The following is a 466-nucleotide window of genomic DNA, read 5'->3' on the forward strand; positions in this document are numbered from 1 at the left end:
GTGCGGCACGAGGACCTCGTCCTCGGCCGGCTCAGCGTCCGTCGCTTCGGCATCGGCTTCGGCATCGGCATCGTCGACAACTTCGGTGCCGGCGTCGTCTTCCGCTTCTGCCGTCGGTTCCGGTTCAGGTTCCGGCTCAAGTTCCGGTTGCGGTTCGGCGTCTGGCTCAGGTTCGACGGCCGCTTCGGGCTCGACGGCCGCCTTGCGGCGTGCCTTACCCGACGGGGTCCGACGCTCCGGGGCATCCTCAGATTCCGAGTCAGATTCCGGGCCGGATTCCGAGTCGGATTCCGGGTCACCCTCGTCGGCCGACGCCTCGACCTGCTCCTCGACCACTTCCTCGGCACGGCGACGCCGCCCGAAACGCAATCTGCGGCGCGGCTTGTCAGGCTCGCCGGTGGTCAGATCACCTGAATCAGCTGGCTGATCTTCCACTGCTGTCCTTCCCAAATCGTCGTCGCAATCC

The 466-nt window shown here is 66.7% G+C and carries 1 protein-coding gene; it reads left to right on the forward strand.

The window, feature by feature from the left end; translation table 11 throughout:
• On the forward strand, nucleotides 1–414 hold a 414-nt coding region (locus RM572_RS29070; protein ID WP_311676348.1), incomplete at its 5' end, for a hypothetical protein.
• Nucleotides 415–466: the final 52 nt, after the last annotated feature.

It is taken from the genome of Streptomyces hazeniae, from assembly GCF_031845485.1.
GTDB classification, from domain to species: domain Bacteria; phylum Actinomycetota; class Actinomycetes; order Streptomycetales; family Streptomycetaceae; genus Streptomyces; species Streptomyces hazeniae.